Annotated in this window: 21 protein-coding genes; 12 read left to right on the top strand and 9 right to left on the bottom strand. The window is 56.0% G+C overall.

Going from position 1 to position 26260, the window contains the following annotated elements:
- Positions 1-12: 12 nt before the first annotated feature.
- Complete coding sequence (locus ACWI0H_RS15305; protein WP_485873870.1) at positions 13-438, top strand: GNAT family N-acetyltransferase; 426 nt, start codon at positions 13-15, stop codon at positions 436-438.
- A gap of 87 nt (positions 439-525) precedes the next feature.
- Here ACWI0H_RS15305 and ACWI0H_RS15300 read toward each other — a convergent pair whose 3' ends face one another.
- The gene (locus tag ACWI0H_RS15300; RefSeq protein ID WP_485873869.1) at positions 526-1464 is read right to left on the bottom strand and encodes an EamA family transporter; all 939 of its coding nucleotides are present in this window, start codon (positions 1462-1464) and stop codon (positions 526-528) included.
- Positions 1465-1562: 98 nt separating this feature from the next.
- Between ACWI0H_RS15300 and ACWI0H_RS15295 the strand changes: the two genes are divergently transcribed.
- Positions 1563-2051: a MarR family winged helix-turn-helix transcriptional regulator gene (locus ACWI0H_RS15295; protein ID WP_485876246.1), complete on the top strand. Its 489-nt coding sequence runs from the start codon at positions 1563-1565 to the stop codon at positions 2049-2051.
- A 61-nt stretch (positions 2052-2112) separates the two neighbouring features.
- Here the strand turns inward: ACWI0H_RS15295 and ACWI0H_RS15290 are convergent, their stop codons facing one another.
- Positions 2113-2985 (bottom strand): LysR family transcriptional regulator, encoded by an 873-nt coding sequence (locus ACWI0H_RS15290; protein WP_485873868.1) that lies wholly within the window; start codon positions 2983-2985, stop codon positions 2113-2115.
- An 88-nt stretch (positions 2986-3073) separates the two neighbouring features.
- Here ACWI0H_RS15290 and ACWI0H_RS15285 point away from each other — a divergent pair, with 88 nt between their 5' ends.
- The 6 genes from ACWI0H_RS15285 (at position 3074) to ACWI0H_RS15260 (ending at position 8350) form a co-directional block, all read left to right on the top strand.
- Positions 3074-3829, top strand: a complete 756-nt coding sequence (locus ACWI0H_RS15285) for an NAD(P)H-dependent oxidoreductase (RefSeq protein WP_485873867.1) — start codon at positions 3074-3076, stop codon at positions 3827-3829.
- A 59-nt stretch (positions 3830-3888) separates the two neighbouring features.
- Entirely contained in the window at positions 3889-4578 is a 690-nt protein-coding gene (bluB, locus tag ACWI0H_RS15280; RefSeq protein ID WP_485873866.1) for a 5,6-dimethylbenzimidazole synthase, read from the top strand.
- A gap of 74 nt (positions 4579-4652) precedes the next feature.
- A complete protein-coding gene (locus ACWI0H_RS15275; protein ID WP_485873865.1) occupies positions 4653-5129 on the top strand; it encodes a GNAT family N-acetyltransferase in 477 nt (158 codons plus the stop codon).
- A 64-nt stretch (positions 5130-5193) separates the two neighbouring features.
- Positions 5194-5421: a hypothetical protein gene (locus tag ACWI0H_RS15270; RefSeq protein WP_485873864.1), complete on the top strand. Its 228-nt coding sequence runs from the start codon at positions 5194-5196 to the stop codon at positions 5419-5421.
- Entirely contained in the window at positions 5414-6904 is a 1491-nt protein-coding gene (locus ACWI0H_RS15265) for a sodium:solute symporter family protein (RefSeq protein ID WP_485873863.1), read from the top strand. The genes ACWI0H_RS15270 and ACWI0H_RS15265 overlap by 8 nt, the downstream gene beginning before the upstream one ends.
- A 123-nt stretch (positions 6905-7027) precedes the next feature.
- Entirely contained in the window at positions 7028-8350 is a 1323-nt protein-coding gene (locus tag ACWI0H_RS15260; protein WP_485873862.1) for a DUF2252 domain-containing protein, read from the top strand.
- Here ACWI0H_RS15260 and ACWI0H_RS15255 read toward each other — a convergent pair.
- From ACWI0H_RS15255 to ACWI0H_RS15245, 3 genes are all read right to left on the bottom strand, one after another.
- On the bottom strand, positions 8316-10184 hold the full coding sequence (locus ACWI0H_RS15255; protein ID WP_485873861.1) for a GGDEF domain-containing protein: 1869 nt from the start codon (positions 10182-10184) through the stop codon (positions 8316-8318). The genes ACWI0H_RS15260 and ACWI0H_RS15255 overlap by 35 nt on opposite strands.
- Positions 10185-10412: 228 nt before the next feature.
- A complete protein-coding gene (locus ACWI0H_RS15250; RefSeq protein ID WP_335596467.1) occupies positions 10413-11465 on the bottom strand; it encodes an SPFH domain-containing protein in 1053 nt (350 codons plus the stop codon).
- Positions 11466-11467: 2 nt separating this feature from the next.
- Entirely contained in the window at positions 11468-11962 is a 495-nt protein-coding gene (locus tag ACWI0H_RS15245) for a nodulation efficiency, NfeD-like protein (RefSeq protein WP_336274073.1), read from the bottom strand.
- Between the two features lie 151 nt (positions 11963-12113).
- Between ACWI0H_RS15245 and ACWI0H_RS15240 the strand changes: the two genes are divergently transcribed.
- Positions 12114-12830, top strand: a complete 717-nt coding sequence (locus tag ACWI0H_RS15240) for a trimeric intracellular cation channel family protein (protein WP_336274072.1) — start codon at positions 12114-12116, stop codon at positions 12828-12830.
- Positions 12831-12846: 16 nt separating this feature from the next.
- Here ACWI0H_RS15240 and ACWI0H_RS15235 read toward each other — a convergent pair whose 3' ends face one another.
- A complete protein-coding gene (locus ACWI0H_RS15235; RefSeq protein ID WP_485873860.1) occupies positions 12847-15834 on the bottom strand; it encodes a translocation/assembly module TamB domain-containing protein in 2988 nt (995 codons plus the stop codon).
- Positions 15835-15943: 109 nt separating this feature from the next.
- Between ACWI0H_RS15235 and ACWI0H_RS15230 the strand changes: the two genes are divergently transcribed.
- A complete protein-coding gene (locus ACWI0H_RS15230; protein ID WP_336274070.1) occupies positions 15944-16651 on the top strand; it encodes a DUF3581 family protein in 708 nt (235 codons plus the stop codon).
- A gap of 31 nt (positions 16652-16682) precedes the next feature.
- On the opposite strand, the gene ACWI0H_RS15225 is transcribed toward ACWI0H_RS15230, so the two are convergent.
- The 3 genes from ACWI0H_RS15225 to ACWI0H_RS15215 form a co-directional block, all read right to left on the bottom strand.
- Positions 16683-17549, bottom strand: a complete 867-nt coding sequence (locus ACWI0H_RS15225; protein ID WP_336274069.1) for a transglutaminase family protein — start codon at positions 17547-17549, stop codon at positions 16683-16685.
- Positions 17546-19972: a circularly permuted type 2 ATP-grasp protein gene (locus ACWI0H_RS15220; RefSeq protein ID WP_485873859.1), complete on the bottom strand. Its 2427-nt coding sequence runs from the start codon at positions 19970-19972 to the stop codon at positions 17546-17548. The genes ACWI0H_RS15225 and ACWI0H_RS15220 overlap by 4 nt, the downstream gene beginning before the upstream one ends.
- A 63-nt stretch (positions 19973-20035) precedes the next feature.
- On the bottom strand, positions 20036-23386 hold the full coding sequence (locus ACWI0H_RS15215; RefSeq protein ID WP_485873858.1) for a transglutaminase family protein: 3351 nt from the start codon (positions 23384-23386) through the stop codon (positions 20036-20038).
- A gap of 375 nt (positions 23387-23761) precedes the next feature.
- On the opposite strand from ACWI0H_RS15215, the gene ACWI0H_RS15210 reads away from it, so the two are divergent.
- Together ACWI0H_RS15210 and ACWI0H_RS15205 are read left to right on the top strand one after the other, a co-directional pair.
- On the top strand, positions 23762-25243 hold the full coding sequence (locus ACWI0H_RS15210) for a circularly permuted type 2 ATP-grasp protein (RefSeq protein WP_101145667.1): 1482 nt from the start codon (positions 23762-23764) through the stop codon (positions 25241-25243).
- A 4-nt stretch (positions 25244-25247) separates the two neighbouring features.
- Positions 25248-26258 carry an alpha-E domain-containing protein gene (locus ACWI0H_RS15205; protein ID WP_336274066.1) on the top strand — a complete coding sequence of 337 codons (1011 nt, stop codon included), beginning with the start codon at positions 25248-25250 and terminating at the stop codon, positions 26256-26258.
- Positions 26259-26260 lie beyond the last annotated feature (2 nt).

The following is a 26260-nucleotide window of genomic DNA, read 5'->3' as shown; positions in this document are numbered from 1 at the left end:
AGGAGTCGAGATATGACGCCTATCATTCGGCCGACTGACGACAAGGCGTTCGCGGAAAAACTAATTCGTCAAAATATGTCTAGCTACTATAAGCAGTTGGATATGCGATGGGATATCGATCTGTTTAATAGACAGTGGGGCGAGTTGGACAGCTACGCGTTAGTCATCAACGCGTCACGCGTGGGGCTGCTATGCATCAATCACGATCAAGACGCCTACTATATTCGGGAACTACAAATTGCCCCGCCGTGGCAGCGCCAAGGCTTGGGTGCAGAGGCGATCCGCTTCACGGGTGAAACTGCCCAGCACGCGGGCATTCACTTACTTCGGCTTCGCGTGTTTTGTATCAATCCAGCCATCGCTTTGTACGAGCGCATGGGGTTTAGGATAGTGAAAACCGCAGGAGGAATGCACTCCATGGAGCGTCTCATTCTGTAGCAGTAAGTAGGATGGTATAACGGCTCTTGTGACTCCCTCTCCACAGCGTCCTGCCATGATCATCACCCCATCGCTTAGGCCCACCGTTTAGGCTGATCTATTAGGCACCTGCTTCGCTTTACCAATATTAAGCAGGGCAATACCGGTACCAATCAGTAGGATGCCAGGCAGCAAACCCTCGGGGGTGATTTCTCCCTGTAACAAGATAGCGACCGGAACACCCACCACAGCACCGACAGAGCCCAGCAAGCTCAGAAATACCGGGCCGCCGCTTTTCTGTAGCAGAAAGAGCAGTAAAAACTGACCCGCGAAAACCACCGCCTGGACGGCAATTAGAACAATCGGCAGAGATCGATCCATGGGCACGTGAAGTGAGAAGCCTGGCAGTAGGCCCACCCCCAGCAGAAGAATAGAGGCAGCTATCAGCATCCCTGGCGCCAGCGCATCGCTGGATACCCCCACTGGCCAGCGCAGGGTTCGATAGAGGTTGCCGATGGCCAGCAGCACAGGGCCAATCAAGGCGAGAATAATCCAAAGGTAGTCAGCATCAGGGGCGGAAAGCTTATGGAAAGCCAGGGTGAAGGCTCCCGCAAGGGCTGACAGGACGCCAGCCGCACGCAAGAGCTGAAAGCGCTCCATTTTTAACGTTAAAGCACCAACGTAGGTGAGCAACGGTGGCAGCGTGATGATCAATGCCACAAATCCTGCTCCGACATGGGGGATAGCCGAAAAGAAGAGCAGGTTGGCGCCCGCCACGCCCAGCAGCGCAGAGATCAGGTAGTACTCGACGCTGCGAACAGTCAGCGGCGGCAGATTGCGGCGGTAGGCAGCGAGCGCGAGCAGAATAAGTGCCGCCCCCGAAATTGACCAATACAGAAAAGAGAGCGCCGACAGTTGCATCTCGTTGGCAAATTTAGCCAAATTAGTCGATAGGCCCAGCAAAGCACCCCCTGACAACAAGTACAGTAGCGGAGCAAGCCAGGCTCGTTTGGTTGAAGGCGTGCGGGTGGCGCTGGATGGTGGCATTGGTGAAGTTCTCGAGAGCGGCGTTTCAATTGATATCTTGATATCAAGTTATGTGTGATTAATCTTGACGTCAAGATAACTGGGTGCAAAATACACCGATGGATCATGTAGACCACATACTCAAACAGTGGCGGCAGGAACGGCCCGACCTCGACGTAGCCCCGATGGGTACCATCGGGCGGGTCAAACGGCTGAACCACACCTTGATGCGCGCGATGGAGAAGACCTGGGCAAAATATGGTCTGACGGATGCGGGCTTTGACGTATTGGCCACGCTGCGCCGAGAGGGGACGCCCTATGCGCTATCGCCGAGCGATTTGATGGCATCCACCATGGTGACCTCAGGCACCATGACTCACCGTATCCATCAATTGGAAAAGTCAGGACTGATCGAGCGGGTCAAGAACCCTGATGATGGTCGCGGTTTTCTGATCTCTCTTTCGCAGCGCGGATTTGATCTGATCGACGAAGCGGTGGCTGCCCATGTGGAGACACAGGCGCAGCTGGTGAGCGGGCTGACTGACGAACAACGTCAACAACTGGATGAGTTGCTGAAGCAGTTTCTGGCGGGGGTTGAGCAGGAGTGATCGCTCTTGCCACCGGTATGCACTGCCACTTGATCCATCGATCAGGCACCAGACCTTATGGTTACCCTCCGCGCAGCCTTTCAGTGATCGCCTCCATAAACGCGCGCACTCTGGCCACATGGCGCAAATCTGGATGGGTGAGTAGCCAGAGCTGAGTCGTCAACACGTCAATCGGTTCGCTGAGTCTGAGTAGCGCTTCATCGGCATCACCAAGGTAGCAAGGCAGTACCGCAATTCCCGCCCCGTGGCGTACCGCCAATTGCATCCCCAGCATGCTATCCAGCCGGTAGGCCGCGTTTTTACCCACCATCCACTGTTCAAGTGCTGTATCGCCTAGGTGTACATCCGGGCCTATCCAGTTCGCTGTTGCCAAGGATGCAGGATCCAATGGCAACGGCGTGTTTCGCCAATATGCCTTTTGACCATACATTGCCAGGATGATATCGCCTGCCTTGCGACCTACTAGGGTTTCGGGTGGTGTTCGAGTCGGACGGATCGCGATATCGGCCTCACGTCGCGTCAAACTGTGAAGCTGGTTGGAGATGACCACTTCCAGCGTGATAGCCGGATAGGTTTGTCGAAAGCTTGCCAGCAGCGGGGAGAGCAGGCCCGTGAAAAGTGTGTCGGTCGTGGTGATTCGCAGGCTACCGGTAAGCGTTAAATCCTGCCCGATGATTCGGCGCTCTGCGCCGTTGATCTCATGCTGCACGCGGCGGGCCGACGCTGTTAAATCGTCGCCTGCCATGGTCGGCGTATAGCCGTTACGGCTGCGCTCAAAAAGAGTAACGCCCAGACGTCTCTCCATCTCGCTCAGGCGCCTGAAAACAGTGGCGTGGCTGATCCGCAGCGTTCGGCTGGCGCCGGATAGCGAACCCGCCTCGGCAATCGCTAGCACAATTTCTAGGTCGTCCCATCTTATCCGTTGTTCATTCATGCAAGCCTGGTTCTCATTTTTAGCCAATTTTTGAGCATATATGAACAGGTTAGTGTGTCGTTGAACCAATCGATAGGGGAAGCGCAGTATGAATGTATTGATCGTCTTGGCTCATCCTGAATGCAAGTCGTTTAATGGCGGCCTAGTAGATGAAGCGGTAGCACAGCTGATAGGCGAGGGTCACACAGTGGAAGTGGATGATCTTTATGCTGAGCAGTTTGATCCAGTGGAGCGCGCTGGGCACTATCCGCATAGCGCTGTGGCATCGGACTACTTCTATCCCCTCAATGAGCAGCGGGCTCACCACGAAGAAAACACATTGCCGCAGGACGTCCAGCGGGAGTTGGCGCGGTTGGAGTGGGCTGACTTGGTGATCTTCCAGTTTCCCTTATGGTGGCACGCCCAGCCTGCCATTTTGAAAGGCTGGTTGGATCGGGTGTTAGTGTATGGAGGACGCTACACGAGTCGCATGCGTTACGATAAAGGCTACTATCGTGGTAAGAGGGCCATACTTTCAGTGACCACGGGCTCGCCTGAAAAGACATTTCAACCCTTGGGTCGTGCAGGCAACATGGTTCACTGGCTTTGGCCGATTCATTCATCCCTGTACTACGTTGGCTTTGACGTACTGGCGCCCCAGGTGAACTACGGCATTCAGGGCGGCGGTATTCGTTATCAAGCGGAAGCTGACCTCCCGGGTCACCTGGAGGCTTGTAAAGCGGCCTGGATATCTCGGCTGAAGAGTCTGGAGAATGAGCTGGCTATCCCCTTTGCTGGGTGGGATGACTGGGACGAGGACGGCGTATTACGCCAAACAACGCCACTGCGATGGAGGCTGGGCTGACCTCGTGTAGACTCTTCACTCGTCTATAAATCAGATCAGCAAAAGGTCCGACAAGCGCCATGACCACCTCGAATCACCGTTTTACCGATGCTGAGCGCCGTGGGCTTTACCGCGCCATACACGAACGGCGCGACGTGCGCTCGCAATTTCTGCCCGACCGGATTTCCCCTGATGTGCTGGCCCGTCTTTTAGAAGCTGCACACCATGCGCCGTCAGTAGGGTTTATGCAGCCCTGGGATTTCATCGTGATTGAAAGTCGCGACGTCAGGGAAACAGTGCTGGCGATGTTCGAGCAGGAGAACCGGAAGGCCGCCGAGCGCTTTGAGGGCGAGCGCAAAAATCATTACCGCAGCCTTAAACTGCAAGGCATTTTGGAAAGCCCGCTCAATCTCTGTATTACCTGTGATCGAAGCCGGGGCGGCCCGCATGTGCTGGGGCGCAACAGCATAGTTGATACCGACCTGTTTAGTACCTGCTTAGCAGTACAAAATCTTTGGCTGGCGGCGCGTGCTGAAGGTATTGGCGTTGGCTGGGTGAGTATTCTCGATCAAGAGCAGCTAAGCACTGCGCTGAACCTGCCTGGGCATGTTTATCCGCTGGCGTATCTCTGCCTTGGCTATGTGAGCGATTTCTTAGATCAGCCGGAGCTTGAAGCCAAAGGCTGGCGCTCACGGCTACCGTTGAGTGAGCTGGTGCATGGCGACCAGTGGGGGCAGCCGCTAGCCGCTTTCCAGCTAAACGCTTTATAGCTAAACGCTTTATAGCGCTATCACTGCTTTACCGCTAATGTCTGCGATTTTGCTAAATACGCTTGGAGTAAAACGTGCCGGACGATATTACCCTTCATCGGCTAACTGCCGATGATCCTCATGTTTCATTGGTGGCGATCTGGATATTTGAAGCTTGGGGGCATTTACACCCAGGCCTCACCCAAGAACAGGCTATTGAACGTGTGAGGGCCGAATGTGGCCAGGGAGGAGTGCCCTCCATCTTTGTGGCCATGCAAGGTGAAACCCCTGTGGGAACCGCCAGCCTTATTGCCGATGATATGAGCATTCGACCCGAACTTACCCCCTGGCTAGCCTCCGTCTTCGTCGTGCCCGAATGGCGGGGGCAGGGCATTGCATCTGGGTTGGTGAAAAGGGTAGAGGCGGAAGCAATAGAGAGTGGCATACGGCATTTCTACCTTTATACCCCCGACCAGCAAGCGCTCTATCGCCGCTTGGGCTGGCAATATATAGAAAACCTTGAGTACCGGGGCGAGACCGTCACAGTGATGTCGAGGCAGTTGGGGCTTTAAGGAGCGCTTGGCGTTGGCCTGCGCTGCCGTCGATAAAGTTGCGTTTAAATAAAGGAGAGTACTCGTGCGACGTTTGATCGTTCTACCCACTTCCCGTGCGGGGTGGGGGTTGTTGATAGCTTTCGTGGCACTGATGGCGGCGGGTACATGGCCAGTGATTGGCCTGGTAAACCGGGCAACACTGGTGATGGGACTTCCATTGATGGTGGTCTGGAGCTACCTGGTTATTTTTGCCTGCGTGGTGGTCATGCTGATTGGTAACCGCATTGTGGAGCGAGACGACTATGAGTAGCCCTTGGCCATTACTGATAACACTGACGTATGTGGCCATTGCGATGGTGATTGGCCTACGCGCCAAGGCAGGCCGCTCCATGAACAGCCTGGAGGAGTGGGGCGTAGCGGGGCGCAGCATGGGGCCGGTAACGCTCTACCTGCTGATCGCCGCCGGTAGTGTGAGTGCTTACACCTTTATGGGTGCGCCCGGCTGGGCCTATTCCAAAGGCGTCGCGGTATTTTATGTAGCGATTTACCTTGCCTATCTCGCGTTGGTCGCGTGGTACTTCGGCCCGAAGGTGTGGCAGTTCGGCGAGCAGTTTGGTCATGTCACCCAAGCAAGTGCTATATCTGACCGTTACCAGAGCCCTGCACTGGGGGCACTGGCCGCGCTCGTGATGGCGATCGGCTCTGTTGCCTACGCGGTGCTTCAAACTATCGGCTCTGCCTATATTTTGTTTGTGATGAGCGGCGGCTTGATACCGATTTGGCTGGGAGTCGTGCTGGTGTTGGCCTGTATTGCCGTGTATCTCTACGTCAGCGGGCAGCGGGCGATTGGCCGCACCAATGCCTTTCAAGGCGTGCTGATGCTAATCGTTGCCTGGGCGGTTGGCCTGTGGGCTGTGCATAGCGCCACCGGTGGGTTAAGTTTTGCGGGGGTGTTCGAACGCATCCAGGCCGATCATAGCGAGTTTCTCACCCTGCCAGGCGCCGGTGGTGATATGAGCTTTAGCTTTTGGACAACCTCGATCATCGTTTCGATGTTCTCGTTTATGCCGCCAGTATGGACGCAGTGGATGAGCGCTTCCTCCGCGCGCACCATTCGTCGCAGCGCAACGTGGCTGCCCACTTATTACGTAGTGATTTTGCCTATGGTGGTGGTGGGCTTCATCGGCATTTTTTCGCTGCCTGAACTCGCCCGCGCCGATACTGTGGTACTCGAATATGCCATGCAGCACTTGCCTGTCGTGCTGGTCGGGCTGCTGGGGGCGGGCACTCTGGCGGCCTCTATGTCTTCCAGCGAACCTTTTATTCACTCGGTGTCGTTGTCGCTCAGTAAGGATGTGATTCAGCCCGTGTTGAAGTTATCCGACGCTGTCACCGGCAAGTTGGCGCGACTATTGATCCTACCCATCATGTTCTTAGTGATAGCGCCACTGGCAATTGCCGAGCCCGGTAGCCTGGTGATGATTCTGCTGGTGGGGCTGGGCTTTGCCTCCCAAGTAATGCCTGCGTTCATCGGGATGTTCTTCTGGCCGCGAGCGTCTCGCCTGGGCGTGATGGCCGGTATCGTGGTGGGTTTTTTGATTACCACGGCATTTACTACCCTTTGGCCACACCCGATGGGTATTCACGCGGGCTTTTGGGGGCTAATGCTCAATCTGCCGGTATTTGTTGCGATCTCATTAATGACGCCATCTACCAACGCAGAAGTGGTTGAGCGCTTCTTTCGTATCGCGGCTCCACGCGGGTTAACACGCTTAGGGCGCAAGGGTGGATAGTAAACGCTGACTTAATCTATTCATGTTCATCGCTTACCCTTGCAGATAACCGCTTTTATGCTCCGAGCGCTTTTTACGCACCGGGCAAACACAGCGAATGAATGCACTAACAAAGGCAACGCAATGAGCCATGCACTGACTGGACATAACCGCCCTCAGCAGGTGATTGAGGCAACCCATCAGGCGAACAAAACATTGGCCACGGCAACCCGCCAGGCCAAGTACGCCAAAATGGCTGCGTCGCCTTACCGGTTTTATCGGGGGAGTAATCATCTTTTCTGGCAAGACGTTTGGCACGATTGGCGCTTTGCCCTGTTCGGCGGCTGGCCGGAAACTCAAACGTGGCTGCAAGGCGATGCTCACGTCTATAACTTTGGCGCTTACGGTCACCACGATGATCAGGTGCGTTATGGCATGGATGACTTCGACGACGCGTTGATTGGTGACTATCAGTACGACGTGTGGCGACTGGCTATCAGCGTGGTACTGGATGGTCGCGAGAACGCAGAGCTGGACACCAAAGCGATTGATAAAGCACTCAAAAAGTTAATAAAAGGCTATTACCAAACGCTGGCGGATCACGTCGATGGTAAACCCATTCACGCTGTCACTCTCGACACCGCCAAGGGCCCGCTGAAGCCGTTCATGAATAAGGTGGCGGATAAACAGAGCCGTGCGCGGATGCTCGAAAAATGGACGACGCTTGATGACCAGAAAGGCCGTCAATTCGCCGAGCGGCCCGGTAAGCTCGCCAATCTACCGGCGGATGTCGCCAGCCAGTTACGCCGTCTGATTGAGCAGGAGTACCAGCAAACGCTGCAACACGCCTTTAAAGAGAGTGATCCTCACCATTTTCGTGTGAAAGATACGGCTCGACGTCTGGATGCAGGTACTGGTTCGCTGGGCGTGGAGCGTTACTACGTATTGATTGAGGGAGGCGTTGAGCACGAGCATGACGATATCATTCTGGATATCAAAGAGCAGGTGCCGCCAGAAGCGTACCAACTGATGGATAAGACCCAGCAGCAGGCGTGGCGGAAGCTGTTTCCCAATGAAGGTATCCGTCATGCCGCGGCTTTCCACGCCATTGCCGAGCATCCGGATGCCTACCTTGGTTGGTTGACCATGAATGACAAGGTGTTTTCGGTGCGCGAACGTTCGCCTTTCAAGAAAGACATGCCGACCCATAAGCTCTCTGGTGGTAAGTCGTATAAAAAGCTGGCGCAGCAGTGGGGGGAAATTCTTGCCCGTGAACACCTGCGCGGTGCCCAGGCGCTTAATCGAGGTGACGCGACACGCTTTGCCAAGGCCGTTTGCCAACGCCTGAAAGGAAGAGAAACGCAGTTTGTCGAGGTCGTTTCAACACTGGCAGTCGCTTACGCGGACTGTACTGAGCAGGATTACGCAGTGTTTATTGATCACTTTCTGGCGACCGATTCACCCTAGTCGCCAGACAGATGGAAATACCTGCTGGGGCCAGCATGAACTGCTGAGCGTGATGCGATTCAGCCCATACGACACAGCGGTTACGGCCGCTGTGCTTGGCTTGGTAAAGCGCTTCGTCAGCGAGTCGCAGTAGTTTCTGCGGATCTTGTGTGAGCCCCGGGTAAGTGGCTATCCCGCAAGAGAGCGTGATACGCCCCAGCGGTTCCCCATGATAGATCAATGCCTGATGAGAAATCGTATTAAGCAGAGCAGTGGCGTGCTCCTCGGCTGCGCTTACTGATGTGGCCGGCAACAGCGCTACAAACTCTTCTCCCCCGAACCGGCAGACGACATCCATCCCCTGGAAGTGTTGCCGGAGTCGCGATGCGATCTCTACCAGTACGCTGTCACCAGCATCGTGGCCAAAATGGTCGTTAATCTTTTTAAAATGGTCTATATCCAACATTAGTAGCGATAGATGGCTGCTGTTTTGTTGTGCGCGACGACACTCATGATCGAACACAGTATTGAAGTGGCGACGATTATGAAGACCCGTAAGAGGATCCTCGAAAGAAAGGCCTTCCAGCTCATGCACCAGACGGTCCAGTTCTGCCGTACGTGCGGCCACTTTTAGCTCAAGCGTTTCGTTCGATAGCGCCAGTTCCTGCTGCGTACGGCGATAGTGCCATAGAAAAATGGCGGCATTAGCCAGTGAAAATACGAGGGTGCCATAGCTTAGGGGGATGGGGCGCCACGAGATAAAGCCGTGTGCCACTAGCATATCGGTCACTAGCAGCGGTGCGAAAACAGTGAAGCTTACTACCAGTAAGCGCTGCTCAAGGCTTAGCCTGGGGAAACGGAATAGGGCCAGTATCAACATGACCGGAAGCGTCACTGCCAGCAAAGCATCAAAAATCGGAAAGGTGATTGGCAGGCTGATGATGCCAACCTGAACCAAGCCAATGGCGACTATTAAATAAGCAAGATGCAGGCGCCAAAAATGGCTTAGCCAACGCTTGGCAGACCCTTCGAGCCAGTGGCTAAGGAGTAACCCCAGCGCAACAGGCAGCATATAGTAGCTGCCCGCCCGCAGGGTATCCCAGGCAAGGGCGTTGCTGGCGATCAGTTGTCGAGCTGGGGCTTCCGCAATCAGCATGAGCCCCGCTGCGTAGGCAAATAGGGCGATGGCGCCAAATCCTCTCCGTTCAGGGCCAATCAGCGCAAAAATAGTGGCTAGAATCGCCAGTACTAAAACCAGTGCGCTTACGCCAAGATCCTGAGCTGAATCATGAATAACGTGCTTGAGCACATCAAGGCGCTCCATCACCTGAACTTCGCCCCATAGGCCGATGTTGGTGTAATAAGAAAACACGCGCAGGTAGAGAGTCTTGCCCGCCGCATCTTCAGGCAGGTCGAGCATATGCCATGGCCAACCCGCAAACTCCCCCCATCCTTGGGAATCGAATTCGCCATGTTGATAAATCAGCCTATCATCCAGGTAGACTTGGGCGATTAGGTCGATGCTGGTGATGTAGAGCACTGGATCGTTCCAATCGCCCTCAGGCAGCACAGCACGATACCAGACATTTTGTTGGCCCTTCCGGCCGGGCGGGTCGGCAGGGAAATCAATGGCGTGCCAGTCTAGCGATTCATCCTGCAGCCACTGGGGCGCACCTTGGGCATTGAATGGTGAATCACCCCAGCGGTACTCCCAGCTATTGAGTGGCTTAGGCGAGGCATCTGCCTGAAGAGCAGTTGACGTTACCATTAACAAGGTAAAGGTTATCGTTAGCAGAATGCCATGGCATAAGGTGTACCCACGAAGTAGCATGGAGAGCGTTTTGAGTGCCAACAAGATTGTATTCCACTGCTGGATGCATCAACCGATGACAACACTGGTGGTTAACGCATAACGATGCCCGGCCCACTGAGCGATGGTTCCCAGTTTAGCTAAAAAATTGGCGCAGGCGATGAAGTTTTCTTCAACGTTTGATGACGGGTAACGGATAAGTCCAGAGTACAAAAAAGCCGGACCCCGCGGGGCCCGGCTTAACGTAATTCCTGCGGTTTCTTGATGGCGCTATTAGTGGCCGCTGACCGCGCCACCGACAATTCCACTACGAAAATCGCTGTCACTGCCGCTACGGTTTTTAAGGTGGTTAGCCACCGTGTCCTCAGGTGATCCCGCCATTTCACGGAACATGCCCATTGAGCCAAGCAATGCCGATGATTCATAAGGTACGAATACACGCTCGCCATTCTTCGCCATGTTGGGCAGTACCTTGATATAGCTTTGGCCGAGCAGGTAACCCACCACCGTGCGCTTGTTCTCTTCACTATCGCCGATGGCGCTCAGTACTAGTTTGATGGACTCCTGCTCACCCTGTGCGCGCAGAATAGCGGACTCTTTATCGCCTTGAGCGTTAAGAATCGAAGATTCACGCTGGCCCTGGGCCATGGCAATTGCCGCTGATTTTTCACCTTCGGCTTCGGTGACTGTCGCGCGCCGTTTACGCTCGGCGGCCATCTGCAGGCGCATGGCGGTTTCCACTTCTTCCGGCATGGCAATATCTTGTACTTCGACGCGGGAGATTTTAACCCCCCACTTAGACGCAGGCTCTTCCATCGCGGCCTGAATCTCATTATTAACTTCCGCGCGGGACTCAAACAGTTTATCCAGTTCCATTTTACCGACTACTGAGCGTAGCGTGGTTTTCGCCAGTACTTCGACGGCCTGGCTCATGTTCTCGACTTCATAGACCGCCCGCTTGGGGTCAATGATCTGATAGTAAAGGGCGCCGTTAATGCGCACGGTGACGTTATCGGTGGTAACGACCGGTTGGCCTGGGAAATCCATCACCGTTTCGCGGCGATCAATACGGGTTTCGTCTGTGGTGATGGCGGTGTAGTCCTCACCCATTTTGCGATAACGCAGCATGGTGATCGCACGAGGTTGTTCGATAAACGGAATGATGATGTTGATGCCGCTTTCTAAAACGCGATGGAATGAACCAAGGCGCTCCACCACCATGACTTCCGATTGGCGAATAATGATCAGACCTTTAGAAATGATCAGTACCGCGATCACTACAATAATAAGGCTTATTAATAAACCTGGGCTAATAGGTAAATCCATTGTTAAGGCTCCTTGCGTTGGGGATCGTCTTCGTGAGGGGCTATGTCGTCAGGCTGATGTAACGCGACCAGCGCAGTGGTGCCTTCAAATCGTATAAATATAACCAGCGTACCGCTGGGTAGCTCAGTTTCACCGCTTTCAACGACGCGCAGGCGGTAGAAATCGCCGTTAACTTTAATGCCTGTGGCATCATCAAAATCCCGGCGTAGGGTAGTGTAGCGATTGCCTTTCTCGACGCCCGTGCCGGTAGTGCCATAAGCCACGCCACGGGGAGAGAAGCGCGGGCGAATGACCATGATGCATAGCGGTAGCAGTACGCCGGTAAAAATAGCCATACTGAGCAGTTGCCAGGGGAGCGTTAAACCTAACGCCGTAACGGCCGCCGTTAGCGCCGCGGCAATACCCAGTGCAAGCAGCACCATTGCGCCAGAGGATAGCTCTGCCAGACTTAATAGTAGGGCGAGTACCAGCCAGCTGTAAGCCGGGTTCCAATCCATAAACGCTCCAACTCCACAGTTAACCTAATAGGTCAGCGTAACCTAATCACGAGTATTTATCCCAACTGAGTAATGAGCGCCGGAGCCAGTGTTTTGGGGAAGAGTGTTATTCTTGGCGCCTTTATCGATAGCGAACATTAAGGAGAAGAGCGTGTCAGGTGTGGTCTATTGGCTGGATATGGCGGGTGTCATTGTGTTCGCGCTGTCGGGTGTGATGTTGGCGTGCAGGTCGCGCATGGACCCAATTGGCATGCTGGTGCTGGCGGCGGTGACCAGCATCGGTGGGGGCACACTGCGGGATTTAGTGCTAGGCGTAAAGCCGGTGTTCTGGGTGACCGACCCAACCTATTTATGGGTGATTTTAGCCACCGTAGGCGTCTCGCTGATGGGGTTTCACTATATCCACCGTCTCTCAAGGGGCTTCTTGCCGATTGCCGATGCGTTCGGGCTGGCGCTGTTCACCGTTATTGGCGCCCATAAAGCACTGCTGCTGGGCACGTCTGGCATGGTGGCGGTGTTGATGGGCATGATGACCGGCGTGGCGGGCGGCATGATCCGTGATGTGCTGGCGCAACGAGTGCCCATGGTATTGCGCGAAGAGATCTACGCCACCGCTGCGATGGCGGGAGGTATCGTTTACGTCGCGCTGCATGCGCTGGAGGCACCGCTTACACTGGCGATTGCCGCCTCGCTAAGCGTCACTCTTGGGCTTCGTTTGGCGGCCATTCATTGGCACTTGGCATTGCCGGTGTTTGCCTGGGTCACGGTGCCCGCCAAAACCCACGATGAGGCGGCGGCACCGCTCTCCACGCCGCAAAAAGCCAAAGAGCGGGTGAGGATGATTCGCCGTGAGCGCAAAAAACATTAGGCAACGTTTATGTGTATTACCTGCCATTGGCTTTTCGCCAGCGGTTAAACCAGCGGCGCGGTTGAATAACGTGCAAGGTTGGTTCGCTATCTTCAAGCTCAACGCCTAGTCCAACCACTCCAAGGTGCGCATAGAGCGCGCCGTTGGCACTGCGGTCTGCCAGAGCGATGTCCGAAAGCAGCAGCAGCGGGCCACCGGTGAGTGTCAGGTCTTGTAGGCTAATAAGCTCGCCGTTGATCTCTAGTTGCGCAGTGCCCTCAATATCATGAACATTTAGCAGGCGCCCGAGCCAGTCGCTATCCCTGGCGCGGGCGAGAAATAACCGGGCGAGTAATCCCGTGTCGCGCATCTCCAAACGTAGTTGGCTGGCTAGGCGAACAGGGTCTTCCCACGCTAACTGCGCATCAAACATTGAAAGTTGCACCCACCAACCCGCATCCGATGAGCCGTTTTCATTCTGAAGGTTAACGTTTTCCAGGCGTAGGAAAGAGTCATTAGCAGTAAAGCGGCGTGTATTCAGATCGCCGTCGGTTAGGTGCAAATACAAGTGCACATCGCCCCGTAGGCGCTGATCCAGTAGCGCCAGCTCGGCACCAAAGGCGCGCAGCGTTATTTCTCCTTGGGCGTTCAATCCTTCCAGCAGCCATTCGCTGGTTAGGCTGGCTTGCCCATCAAGCAAGGTGATACCCGCCCCTTCTGGCAGGTAGCGGTTGTAACGGGTGAAGTCGGGCACCTCGGTAATCGGTAGCGCAATACGCGTGGTGAAGTGCTCGGGCTGGGGGGATTCAAGCACTTCGCTAAACTGCTTGGTTTGCGTGGTGAGGGCAAAGTGGCGCCCCTGCACATGTGGGCTGTCATCGTCTTGGCGCTTTAAGACAAAACGGGGAATGCCAAGCGAGAGCTGGGCCTGCTCGGTGCTATTCAACTGGGCGGTAAGTTCGCCGCGTCCGGTGGCGAGATAGTCTAAAAAAGTGACTTCTAACTGGTCGGCGTTGACCCGCAATCGAGTCGGTGCCAGCAGGCGGTTATCTCGAAAGGCGCCCTGAGCAAAGAGCTGGCCTTCGCCAGCAATGGCCAAGCCATGGGCGTCAGGCAAAAACGCGTTTAAAAAGCCTAGCCGTTGCACACTACCTTCAAGTGCAAACTGACCACTAGGCATGCTATTGCGGCGCTGAAAACACCCGTCGGTTAACACTAATACGCTCTCTAGGCGCTCGCTAGGTCGGTCGATATCGGCCACTTGCCAGCTCAGCCGGGTGCCGCTGATGTTCAACTCTGAACCATCCATCGCTACTTGCTGGAGTGGCAGGAATAGCTGCATATCACTGGTTAACGTGCCCGCCTGTTCGCCATGCTGCCAGCGAGTCGTTAGCCCGCTTCCAGCTAAATGCACCTCACCGCTGAGTTGCTCTGGCGTCATAGTAAGCTGGCCGTGACTCGTGGCTTGGCCGCTAAGCAACTGCAGAGGTGCAGGGGTGGGTAAAATGGCCGCTAAATAGCTCTGTAGTACGCGGATATCAGGGAGCCGCGCCGCTTGCCAGCTGAGCGTGGCAGAGACTTCATCAAGCGCTTTTTGCGGATTAATAGGGCTTGTGGCGATAAGGTTGATATCAGCGTCGTCAAGCAGCAGGCGCTCTTGGTGATGGAGCGTGGCATCGTTAAAGTTGAACGTGGCTTCCATTATCTCTTGCGGTGTTAACCGTGCATTGAGTGAGCCGCTGCCTTGGGCGATAAAGCCGAGCGTATTGGCGGCTAGTTCCGGTGCTTGAATGTTCAGCTGGGCTTCAAAAGGGCGCGATTCGCGAATGCTGGCTGAGGCATCCATTTGGCCATGGCCGGAAAGGCGGATGCCCTGTTCGTCAGCATACGCAGTAAGATAACGGTCAAGCATATCCAAACGAATGATATTGCCCTTTAATGCCAGGGTAGCCGCTGTGGGAAGGTCGAGCTGATCCAGGCGTTGATTGGGAATTTGGGTCGCAAGGCGAAGCTCAGCGTGCTCTGCATAGGGGCGCGGCTCGTCCTGTTCTATTTCAGCCAGTCCTACTTCAGCCAGTTCTATTTCAGCTAGCTCAACATCGGCAAGCTGGGTCGAAAAATGCAGTTGATCGTTCTCAATCGCCAAGCGAACCTGGCCTTTACCGGTGGCGGTGTGACGTGGTGGTGGGTTGTCAGCGATTAGCCAGCGGGGCGAGTCGCTTGAAGCTCGTAAACGCTGCTCATCTACCGCTAAGCGTAACACTGGTGCGTCCAGCATTAATTCGCTACCGGGCTGTAACTTACCAGCGGTTAGCTCAAGTGTGCCGGTGAGTGCCCCGCGCCCCTCCAGGGTTAGCCAGGGCAGGGCGTCTAAATAGGGCATGAAGACATCCCAGGCATCCGCTTGGGCATTCAACTGAAGCTGTGCCGAAAGCGCCGCCAGCAGGTTGGGGTTAAGTTGGCCACTGGTGGCGTCGACGGGGGTTATCGTGTCGAGTGTCGCATCAGCGGTAAGATCAATATCGTGCACTAGGGTTGCTTGATCACTCAGGCGAACTAAACGACCATTAGTAATGGCGAGCGAAACATTAGGGATAGCTAGGGTGTCGCGACTCAGTGTGGTCTCCGCTACGTGTAGTTGGCCTTCCGCTTCCAGCGCGATATCACCGACGATCAGGCGGCGAATGCCCTCAGCATCGAGGGCATTAATATGTAGCTCGCCGCGTAGCAGAGCCAGCAAAGAGAGCGAAAGGGTCGCGCGTTCGGCTTCAATGGAGATGGGTAAGGCTTCATCTTCACGTGCGAGATACAGCCCCTCGACTTCCCACCGGCCAGGGTGTCGGCTGGCGCCTTGCTCCCAGCGGATGTCGATGCCTTCAAATTGGGAAATGCGTTTGGGTAGCCACTGACTATTAAGCAGCCAATAGCTGCCCGCTACCCAGATCAGGATGATAAACAGTAAGCCAATCAACACCCTGAAAAGCAGGCGGGGTAGGCGATTTTTACGAGTGTTCGCGTCTGGCATAGTGGCTTCCCTGGCAGATTACTCCTGTTGGGGCGTGTTTTATGGCATTATGCGCGGCGTTGGGCAGTGACGGGTTTTCGATTTCAACGCTAGGCAGGCAACAAACGCCATGTTCAAGGATTTTTATACGCAGCGTGGAGAGTATGTGGTGATCTCCGCAGAGCAGGCCAGTCGCTTCGCCAAAGGCGTGGCGGGTGACTACAACCCTATTCATAATCCGGATGCACGCCGCTTTTGTGTGCCCGGTGATCTGCTGTTTGCATTGGTGCTCACAAAGTTTGGGTTGTCGCGGCAAATGGAATTTCGCTTTACCAACATGGTGGGCGCCGATACACCGCTAAAGTTCAGCGAAGAAGACGACGGTACACTGCATGTCTGTGATGAGAGCGGTAAAGGTTACTTGCAGGTGGTGCGCAGCGGTGACATTACCCATGATCCCGCTGTGGTGGAAGCCTTTGCACGCTGTTATGTGGCGTTTTCAGGCAAGAATTTCCCACACTATCTCAAACCACTCATGGAGCAGCATGGGGTTATGTTTAACCCTAAACGCCCGCTGGTGATCTACGATAGCATGGGATTTTCACTCAAGCGTTTAGATGGCTTTTCACCGGGCTTAACGCTGAATCACTCTTCGCTAGAAGTTAACGGCAAACGTGCCGATGCACGGCTGGAATTCTCGATAGAGTCCGCCGGTGAAGCGGTAGGGGTGGGCTCCAAAAAGCTCGTGGTGAGCGGCCTGTGCGATTATGACGCCGATGAAATGGCCGCTATTGTTGAAGAGTTTTATCGACTTAAAGCCGCTTACGAATCAGCCTGATGGCTATCAGGCATTAATAATTATTAATGTTTTAGCTCGCCAGCGGCATGACATCGACTTCAACTTCAAGACGATGCTCGCCGCCGCCGTTCATAACCCCTTTGAGCGGCGCGACATCTGCATAATCACGCCCCCAAGCCAGCACGGGGTGTTGTTCACCGGCCACTGAGCCATTGGTGGGGTCAAGCGCCAGCCAGCCCCATTCAGGGATCCAGGTCGCCAGCCACGCATGGGAAGCATCCGCGCCGATCAGGCGCGGCTGCCCGGGCGGTGGCTGGGTTTCCAGATAACCGCTGACGTAGCGTGCGGCGAGCCCTACCGAACGCAGTGCGCCAATCGCCAGGTGAGCAAAGTCCTGACAAACACCTCGCCGGTTGGCAAGTACCTCGCTTAACGGTGTCGCCAGCGTAGTAAAGCTGGGGTCGTATTCAAAGGTGCTATAAATCAACTCATTCAGCGCTAGCGCTGCTTCAATAAGTGGCCTGCCCGGGGTGAAGCAGCTGCGGGCAAAGGCCGCTAGCTCGTCGTTACGCCGGATAAACGGTGAGTCCAACCGGTAGAGTTGAACGTCAAAACTGTTGTCTTGGCTCAGCAGCTGGGCCACGTTTTCCCACGCTGGTGAAACAGTTGGCAGGGCGGTGAGCGGTTGAGTATTCAGTGGTGTTACCACGGTGACATCCAGCGTTTGATGGACCTCTTCCATGGCGAAATAGAGCACCCGGTTGCCGAATATATCGCAGCGCTCCTTTTGTACCTGCGGCGCAGGGCTAATATGTAATTCCGAAGCGCCACACTGCTGATGGGGCGTTTTGCGTGGAAGCACCCGCGCTTCACTATGGCACAACGTTACCGGAGCGCTGTAGTGGTAGCGGGTGGTATGCCGCAACGTATAGTTCATGCATCGGGCTCCATACTAACTAGCTGGCGAGGTCGTTCCACATGGCTGAAATGGCTCTGGCTAATGGCTTCAGAAAGCGCACTCAGGGGCTCAATCAGGGCGTCCAGCAGTTGTTCTAACGCCTCTTGCGCCTCGGGGGTATCCGCTAAATGGCTCAAACGATCAATATCCGCAAGATGGAGCGCTGCATTCGCCTGAATCAACAGCCTGCGTTCGGCGTTACGGTAGGGGGATGTAGTGCCTGGCAGTCGATCCATCTGACGCTCAATGCGCTTGAGCATATAGCCCACCGAGCGAGGATTGGTTTCATCGAACAGCAGTAGATCGAGAATCGCCGCAGGGTGAAGCTCACTGCGGTAGCGGCGGCGATAGGCGGTAAAGTTATCGGTGGTGGCGAGCACGACTTCCCACAACGCCAGCCCCGGCGAGTGCGGCGCATTGAGGGTGAGATTGAGCAGCGAGAGCAGTCCCAGTACGCGATCCAGGAAGCGACCAATATCCATAAACCGCCAGCCGTAGTGATGGGGCATGGTTTCGTTACACAGCCCGAAGAAGGCGGCTAGCTGAGCAGACAGCCCCTCGCAAGCGCGCCGTGCCGCGCTGGCCCCCAAGCTTGGGTTGAAGGTGGCCATGCGCTGACGCAGCTGGTGCACCACCCGCCAGGAGTCATCGCCTAAGTGGTCACGCACGCTGCGTGCGTTGCGCATTAGTTGGGCAAACAGTGGCTGTAAGGCCTGGGGATCCACGTCATCAAACTGCGCCAGTAACGCGGCGCGCTTTAGATCAAAACCAATCAAAGGTGCCTGTAGTCGCTGTTGGTCCTCTTCGTTTAGCGTGGTGATATCCAGTGCCAGCAGAAGTTCATCGAGCAGCTGATCGGCGATCTCATCCTGGTCGTACTCCATTAGCCTCATTAGCGCTTCACGCAGCAGTCGCGCGCGGGTGTCTAAGCGCTCGCCGTAGCGGCCTAACCAAAACAGGCTTTCGGCTACTCGGCTGGGTAGGTCGGTGCCGTCACGGGTGGCCACCACCGGGCCGCGGGCCTGGCGGAGCTGGCTGACATGGGGCTGAGGAGAGGCTGCCGTAACCCAGACATCTTTAACGATGGTGCTGCTTAGTGATGGCAAGCCAGGTTCGCCAACCCAAGCTAAACCACCGGGCATTACTTGGTACTCGCCAGCCGCACTATTTTTAGCAGCAGTGCTGCTTTTGGCAGTGGCATTGGGGGTGCGTGTTACAAAGCAGCGTAGGTTGAGCGTGGTGGGCTCCAGGCGCTGTAGGTGGCTATCAAAAACCGGCGCGGTGGCTGGCTGCGTCGTGGCATTGACGTTGGGCAGCAGCAGGGTCTCACCCAGAAGATGCTCGCACAGCATCGGTAAGTAGTCCGCTAACACCGGGGCTTCCAAAATGCCTACCCCCAAGGCGTTAGATAGCGCCACGCCGCCTGAGCGCATGGCCTGGAGTAGCCCGGGTACGCCCAGCTGCGAATCGCCGCGCAGTTCCAGCGGGTCGCAGTAAGCGTCGTCGCAGTGGCGCAGTATCACATCGACTGGCTGTAGACCGCCCAGGGTGCGCAGCCATACTTGGGTATCGCGTACGACTAAATCCTGGCCTTCTACCAGTGCAATATTGAGGTAATTGGCTAAATAGGCGTGCTCAAAATAGCGTGGGCTCCCCGGCCCCGGCGTTAATAAGATAAGCGTGGGGTTATCGCGATGCTGATAGGCCATGGCGATCAGCGTGCGGTGGTGTAGGTCAAGAAACCCCGCTAGCCGCTTTAAGGGCGCATTGCGATACATATCCGGCAGGGCGCGGGCCATCAGTATACGGTTTTCGAGCGCAAGCCCAGTACCGGATGGCGCCTGTAGGCGGTCTGCCAACACCCGCCACTGGCCCTGAGTATCCTGAATCACATCCACACCGTGGAAAATAATCGGCGCGCGGTCATTGGGCAGCGACTGGTGGCAGGGCAGTAATAAATGCGCTGAGGCAAGCAGCTCTTGGGTGGGGAGTAGTCCAGCCTCAAAGAGCGTTTTGGGCCCATAGATATCGTCGTAGAGGGCGCTCAGCAGACGACTGCGCTGGATTAGCCCCGCTTCTAATGCTTGCCACTGTGGTTCATCAATCACCCAGGGTAGCGGGTCGAGCCGCCACGAACGCCCCTGGGTTTCATCATGCATATTGAAAATTACGCCGTTTTCAGCCAGTAGGCGCTGAATCTCGTCATGCTGCTGGTGACGACCCGTCGGGCCCAGGCCCTCCAATGAGCCGAGTAAGCTCTGCCAGCCAGGGCGTAACTGCCCCTGGCCATCGAGCATGGCGTCGAACGTGCCGGGCTGTCCCTTGCCTAGCTGGTGTAAGTAATCCTCAACGAGCCCGTTAGCCACGGGCGCGAGAAGTGAGGGAGAGACAGGGGCCGTCATTATCCTTGTAATCCTAAGCAGTAGGAGGCGGATTATCCTGCACTAGTCGCTAAGAGAAAAGCATTAGCTAGGCGTCCAGCGCAGGTCGAGGGTCTGCGGCAGTTCCAGGCTGGGGGTTTCCAGCTTGGGAACCTGATGGCCATGACTATGGCCGCTGTCACTAAAACGCCCCAGTCTTCGCGCTTCGGCTTCAAACGCATTGACCGGGAAGGTATCGAAATTACGCCCTGTGGGGTGCACTACGTAGTAAGTACAGCCCGCGACTGAGCGCTGGTTCCAGGTGTCGATCACATCAAACACCAGCGGCGCGTGAATGGGGATCTGCGGATGAAGCGCCGAGGGCGGCTGCCAAGCGCGGTAACGCACCCCGGCCACCGCTTCGCCGTTTCTGCCGGTAGCTGAAAGGGGCACCCGGCGGCCGTTGCAGGTCACCACATAGCGGTCACCGCTCATGCCACTCACCTTGACTTCCAGGCGCTCCACTGAGGAATCCACGTAGCGGGCAGTGCCGCCAGCTGAGGCCTCTTCGCCCAATACATGCCAGGGTTCGATGGCTTGGCGCAGCTCAATATCCAGCATGGGGGTGTGCAAGCGTCCGTGCAGCGGGAAGCGAAACTCCAGGAAGGGGGCAAACCACTCAAGATCAAAATCGAAGCCGTGGTGGCGTAGATCACTAAGCACATCGTCAAGATCGTTCCATAGGTAGTGGGGCAGCATCCAACGATCCTGCAAGGCGCTGCCCCAGCGTACCGGTTTGGCTCGATAGGGTGCCTTCCAGCAGCGCGCGACAAGGGCGCGAATCAGCAGCATCTGCATCAGGCTCATGCGCGCATGGGGCGGCATCTCAAAGCCACGTAGCTCCAATAAACCGAGTCGGCCGCTGTCGCTATCCGGTGAGTAGAGTTTGTCGATACAGAACTCAGCGCGGTGGGTGTTGCCGGTTAGGTCAGTTAACAGGTGGCGCAGCAAGCGATCGACCAGCCAGGGTTGTACTACATCACCCTCAGGCATTTGCTGTAACGCAATTTCCAGCTCGTAAAGTGCTTCGTGACGCGCTTCATCCACCCGTGGGGCTTGGCTGGTCGGGCCAATAAACAGACCCGAAAACAGATAAGAGAGGCTAGGGTGGTGCTGCCAGTAAGTGACCAAGCTTGCCAGCAAATCGGGGCGGCGTAAAAACGGCGAGTCGTCAGGCGTAATGCCGCCCAGCGTGACATGGTTGCCGCCACCGGTACCGGTATGGCGCCCGTCCAACATGAATTTTTCAGTGCCCAGCCGGGTTTCGCGTGCCTCGGCATACAGCCGTTCAGTTTGCGCAACCAAGGTTTGCCAACTGGCGGCGGGCATAATATTCACTTCGATCACGCCTGGGTCGGGGGTGATCATAAAGTTTTCCAAGCGCGGATCTCGAGGCGGCGAGTAACCCTCTACCATGACCGGACAAGCGAGTTCCTTGGCGCACTCTTCAACGGTGCTGAGCAGGTCGAGGTAGTGCTCTAAGCTGGTCAATGGCGGCAGGAAAATATGCAAGCGCCCATCCCGTGGCTCCACACACAGGCTGGTGTGAATAATGCCACTCTCGCGGTCGCTTTCAGCCCGCGGCTGCTGCTGGACGTCTTCACCTTCAGGGTGCGATGGGCTGGGGTGGCTGGAACGCCCCAGGCGCTCGGCATCACTAATATGCAGCTGCTCGGCGTTACGCCGGGCGACCTCGCCGTGAATATCGCCCAGTTCAGGGCGCGGTGCGAACAGTGATTCGGGCTGGGGCTGCTCTTCTGGGTCAGCCCAAGGCAACGCGGAAAGCGGTAAGCGTAGCCCCATGGGGGAGTCGCCGGGTACCAGGAACAGGTGGTCGCGCTTGAGCGGCCAGCGGCCGCTTTCCCAGCGGTGTGCTTGGCTGATCGAGTGGCGCAGCGGCAGCGCATAGCCCACCACTTCATCTAAGCTTTGCTCTAACAAACGGGCCAAGCGGTGGCGCTCGGCATCGTCTTTGAGATTGGCTTCGCGTGGGTCAACGTTGACCGGCAGCGACTGCTCTTTCCAAAGATAGTAGTAGGCATCCTCAAACGCCGGAATCCAGTAACGTTCGGCCACACCCAGCCGCTCGCTGAGCGCCTTGGTAAAGCGTTGCGCCATGGTGTTATCCACCTGCACTTTCGGGGCGGTCTCCAGGCAGGCCAGCCACTGTGGGTCGCGCCATAGCGGCACGCCATCTTTACGCCAGTAGCAGGCCAGCGCCCAGCGCGGTAACGGTTCGCCAGGGTACCACTTGCCCTGCTGCTGCTGAATCGCGCTGCCCGGGGCGTAGGCGGCCTGAAGGCGCGTCAGTAGTGCTTCGGCCCGCTCGCGCTTGTGCTCACCGAGCGCTTCGGTATTCCACTGCGGGCTTTCCATGTCGTCGACCGATACAAAGGTAGGTTCGCCACCCATGGTCAGGCGCACATCTTGCTGAAGAAGCTCGGCATCCACCTCGTCGCCGAGGTTGCAGATACGCTGCCACTGCTCATCGCTATACGGCTTGGTGACCCGTGGGTCTTCGTGAATACGCTCCACTTCCATGGTCACATCGAACGTGACTTCGCACTTATCTGAAAAACCGGTAATGGCGGCTGCGCTACCCGTGGTGGGGGTTGCGGCCAACGGGATATGGCCTTCGCCTGCAAACAGGCCCGAGGTGGGGTCAAGGCCTACCCAGCCTGCACCAGGTAGAAACACTTCGGTCCAGGCGTGTAAATCGGTGAAATCTACTTCTGTACCGCTGGGGCCATCGAGTGCTTTGACATCGGATTTAAGCTGAATCAAATAGCCCGATACAAAGCGTGCCGCGAGGCCTAGATGGCGAAAAATCTGCACCAGCAACCAGGCGCTATCGCGGCACGAGCCACTGGCCAGGGACAGGGTCTCTTCACAGCTTTGTACACCGGGCTCCAAGCGCACCAGGTAACCGATATCGTCTTGTAGGCGCTGGTTAAGCGCGACCAGGAAATCGACGGTGGTGGTCGGTTCGCGGGGCACGCCCTTTAGCCACTCCATCAAGCGCGGCCCGGACTCGGTGATTTCAAGATAGGGGCCCAGCTCCTGGCGCAGCGCTTCCGGGTAATCGAAGGGAATCTGTTGCGCAATGTCGTCCAGGAAGAAATCGAACGGATTAATCACCGTCATCGGGGCGATCAGCTCGACGGCGATGGTTAGCTCTTTACGCGGTTCTGGGAACACCACGCGGGCGTTGAAGTTGCCAAACGGGTCCTGTTGCCAATTTAAAAAGTGGTCTTCGCCGGAGAGCTTGAGCGAGTACGACTCAATATGGGTGCGGCAGTGGGGCGCCGGACGTAGCCGAATAACATGGGGTGATAGACGCACCGGGCGGTCAAAGTGGTAAGTCGTACGATGGTACAAGGCAACGCGAATGGTCATGGGCCACCCTCAAGAGAACCGTTATCAACCGGATAGTCGGCTGGGTTAGGGAATAACCGAACGTTTCGCAAGTATCGTTCCACTTTTACTTTTTTGCAGCCGCTATCTTAAGTAAGGCGTTTAACTAAAGTGGAAAGGGCGTTATGCACCAACTTGAAGCTGACTGGCCGCACCAAAAGGAAGCACAAAAGGGGTTTGATGGGCGCTGATGCTCTGCCAAGGAATGTTTGAGTTGCGTTTAAGTAAGCGAACGTTGAAATATCGCAAAAGATGGTACGCATATTGCTCTCAATTGTTTGATTGTTTTGCACGCGGCAGGCCTACACTGAGCATTAAGGAAGTTGCCGCTTCCACCCCAGCGCCAGGAGAGCGCCCATGAGCCAAGTGAATTGGAATAACTATGCGTGTCGTGATTTTTACGATGAGCTGATGGCAGCGCCCGGTCAGCCACGCGAGTCAGCGGGTGAATTGTGCAACATGTTGGCAAGGTTTAGCGCAGAAGAGTTAGCAGAGCGGAAAACGGCGGCGGAGATCGCTATCCGTACCATGGGAATTACTTTCACCGTTTATTCAGAAGGGGCAATGATCGACCGTGCCTGGCCGTTTGATATTGTGCCGCGCATTATTCCCGCCAATGAGTGGCGTAAAACCGAGGCGGGGCTCAAGCAGCGCGTGCAGGCGCTAAACTTATTTATTGATGATCTCTACCACGACCAAAAGGTGATCAAGGACAAAGTGTTACCCGCTGAGGTATTGGCGCAGTCGGTTAATTTTCGCCCTCAGTGTGTAGGCATTAATCCCCCTCACGGCGTGTGGGCGCATGTTTGCGGGTCAGACCTAGTGCGCGATGGGGATGGCACGCTCTATGTGTTGGAAGATAACTTACGCATTCCTTCCGGCGTCTCTTACATGCTTGAAAATCGCAATGTCACTAAGCGAGTGCTGCCGGAGTTATTCGCCTCAGGCAAGATTTTGCCGGTTGATGATTACGTGGCTCAGCTTTACGACATGCTAGCGTCGATGTCGCCGCGCCCCGGCGATGACCCGCAAATTGTGGTGCTGACCCCAGGGATTTATAACTCTGCCTACTTCGAGCACGCCTATCTTGCCCAGCAAATGGGTGTAGAACTGGTGCAGGGAAGTGACCTGTTAGTGGATGACGATGATGTGGTGTATATGCGCACCGTCGAGGGCATGCGCCGCGTGGATGTTATTTACCGCCGTGTTGATGATGAGTTTCTAGACCCGGAAGCGTTTAATCCTGAGTCAATGCTGGGTGTTGCGGGCCTGATGCGCGCTTGGCGGGCGGGTAAAGTCGCGCTGGCCAACGCGCCGGGCGCTGGGGTGGCGGATGACAAGGTGGTTTACGCTTTCGTACCTGCGCTGATTCGTTATTACCTCGATCAAGAGCCGCTGTTGCCCAACGTGCCGAGCTACCTGTGCATGTTTGAAGATGACCGCCGCTATGTGCTCGACCACCTGGATGAATTGGTAGTCAAGCCCGCCAATGAGTCGGGCGGCTACGGCATGTTGATTGGCCCGCGCTCAACCAAAGAGACCCGCGATGAGTTTGCGCAGTTGATCAAGGCAAATCCACGCAATTATATGGCCCAGCCCACCCTGGCGCTTTCTACTACGCCTACGCTAGCGAATGGGTTGCCGCAGCCGCGCCATGTGGATTTACGCCCTTTCATACTCTCAGGGCCTGAAATTCATGTCACGACCGGTGGTTTGACGCGGGTGGCTTTGATAGAAGGATCGCTGGTGGTGAACTCTTCACAAGGCGGCGGCAGTAAAGATACCTGGATTGTAGAAACCGACGATAAGGCGGCAGCGGCCGCGGTGAAAGGAGCCTAACGCCATGCTGTCACGCGTTGCTGAAAATCTTTACTGGATGGCGCGTTATATTGAACGAGCGGAAGATACCGCGCGCCTATTGAGCGTTAACAGCCACCTTATGCTGGATTTGCCGGGACGCTTGCCGTTAGGTTGGGCCCCACTTATCGAAATGACCGGCAGCCTGGAAGCCTTCACCGCACGCCATACAGACTTCGATGAGCGCAATGTCGTACATTTTTTATGTGCCGATACCGAGAATGATATTTCGATTATCTCCGCCCTCGCCAGTGCTCGCGAGAACCTCAGAACCACCCGGGATGTGGTGCCTCGGGAGATTTGGGAGGAGGTTAATCAGCTCTATCTGAGCGTCGTCGACCATGCTGAACATGGCGTTAGCCCGCGCCGCCGCGATAGCTTTCTCAAAAGCGTGATTCGTGGTTGCCAAGCGTTAACGGGGCTCATTGAGGGCACCTTGAGTCATGGCCCGGCGCGTACGTTTATTGAATTAGGGCGCCAGTTGGAGCGGGCGGATATGACGACGCGCATCGTGGACGTGCGCTCTGCCAGCTTGCTGCCGCAAAACCCTGAGGAGCTGCTGCCATTTGAAAACCTGCAGTGGATGAGTGTGCTTAAATCACTCACCGCGTATCAAATGTACCGTCAGCAGGTGCGTTTACGCGTACGGGGGCCGGATGTGCTGCGCTTTTTGCTCCAAGACCCCAACCTGCCACGTTCGATTGCCTGCAGCCTAGAAACGCTAGGCCATGAGCTTAACTTGCTACCCCGCCAAGACCGCCCCGCGGCCACGGTTTCGCTGGTTCGCGCGGACGTAGTCGATGCCGATATCCAAGCGCTTGCCCATTCGCCGAGCAAGCTGCATGCCTTTATCGACGAGCTGCAAATTGGCTTTGCTGCCATTCACGATACGCTTAGTGCGACCTACTTTGTGAATGACGACACTGTTCCCCGAGTGGCACAAACGCAAAACCAGACACAAAGCCAAAGCCACGCAGGGGACAACGACAACGATTGACG

It is taken from the genome of Halomonas sp. NYA30, assembly GCF_976980765.1.
The sequence above is the reverse complement of the archived record's forward strand: the minus strand, read 5'-3'. Positions and strand labels throughout refer to the sequence as shown.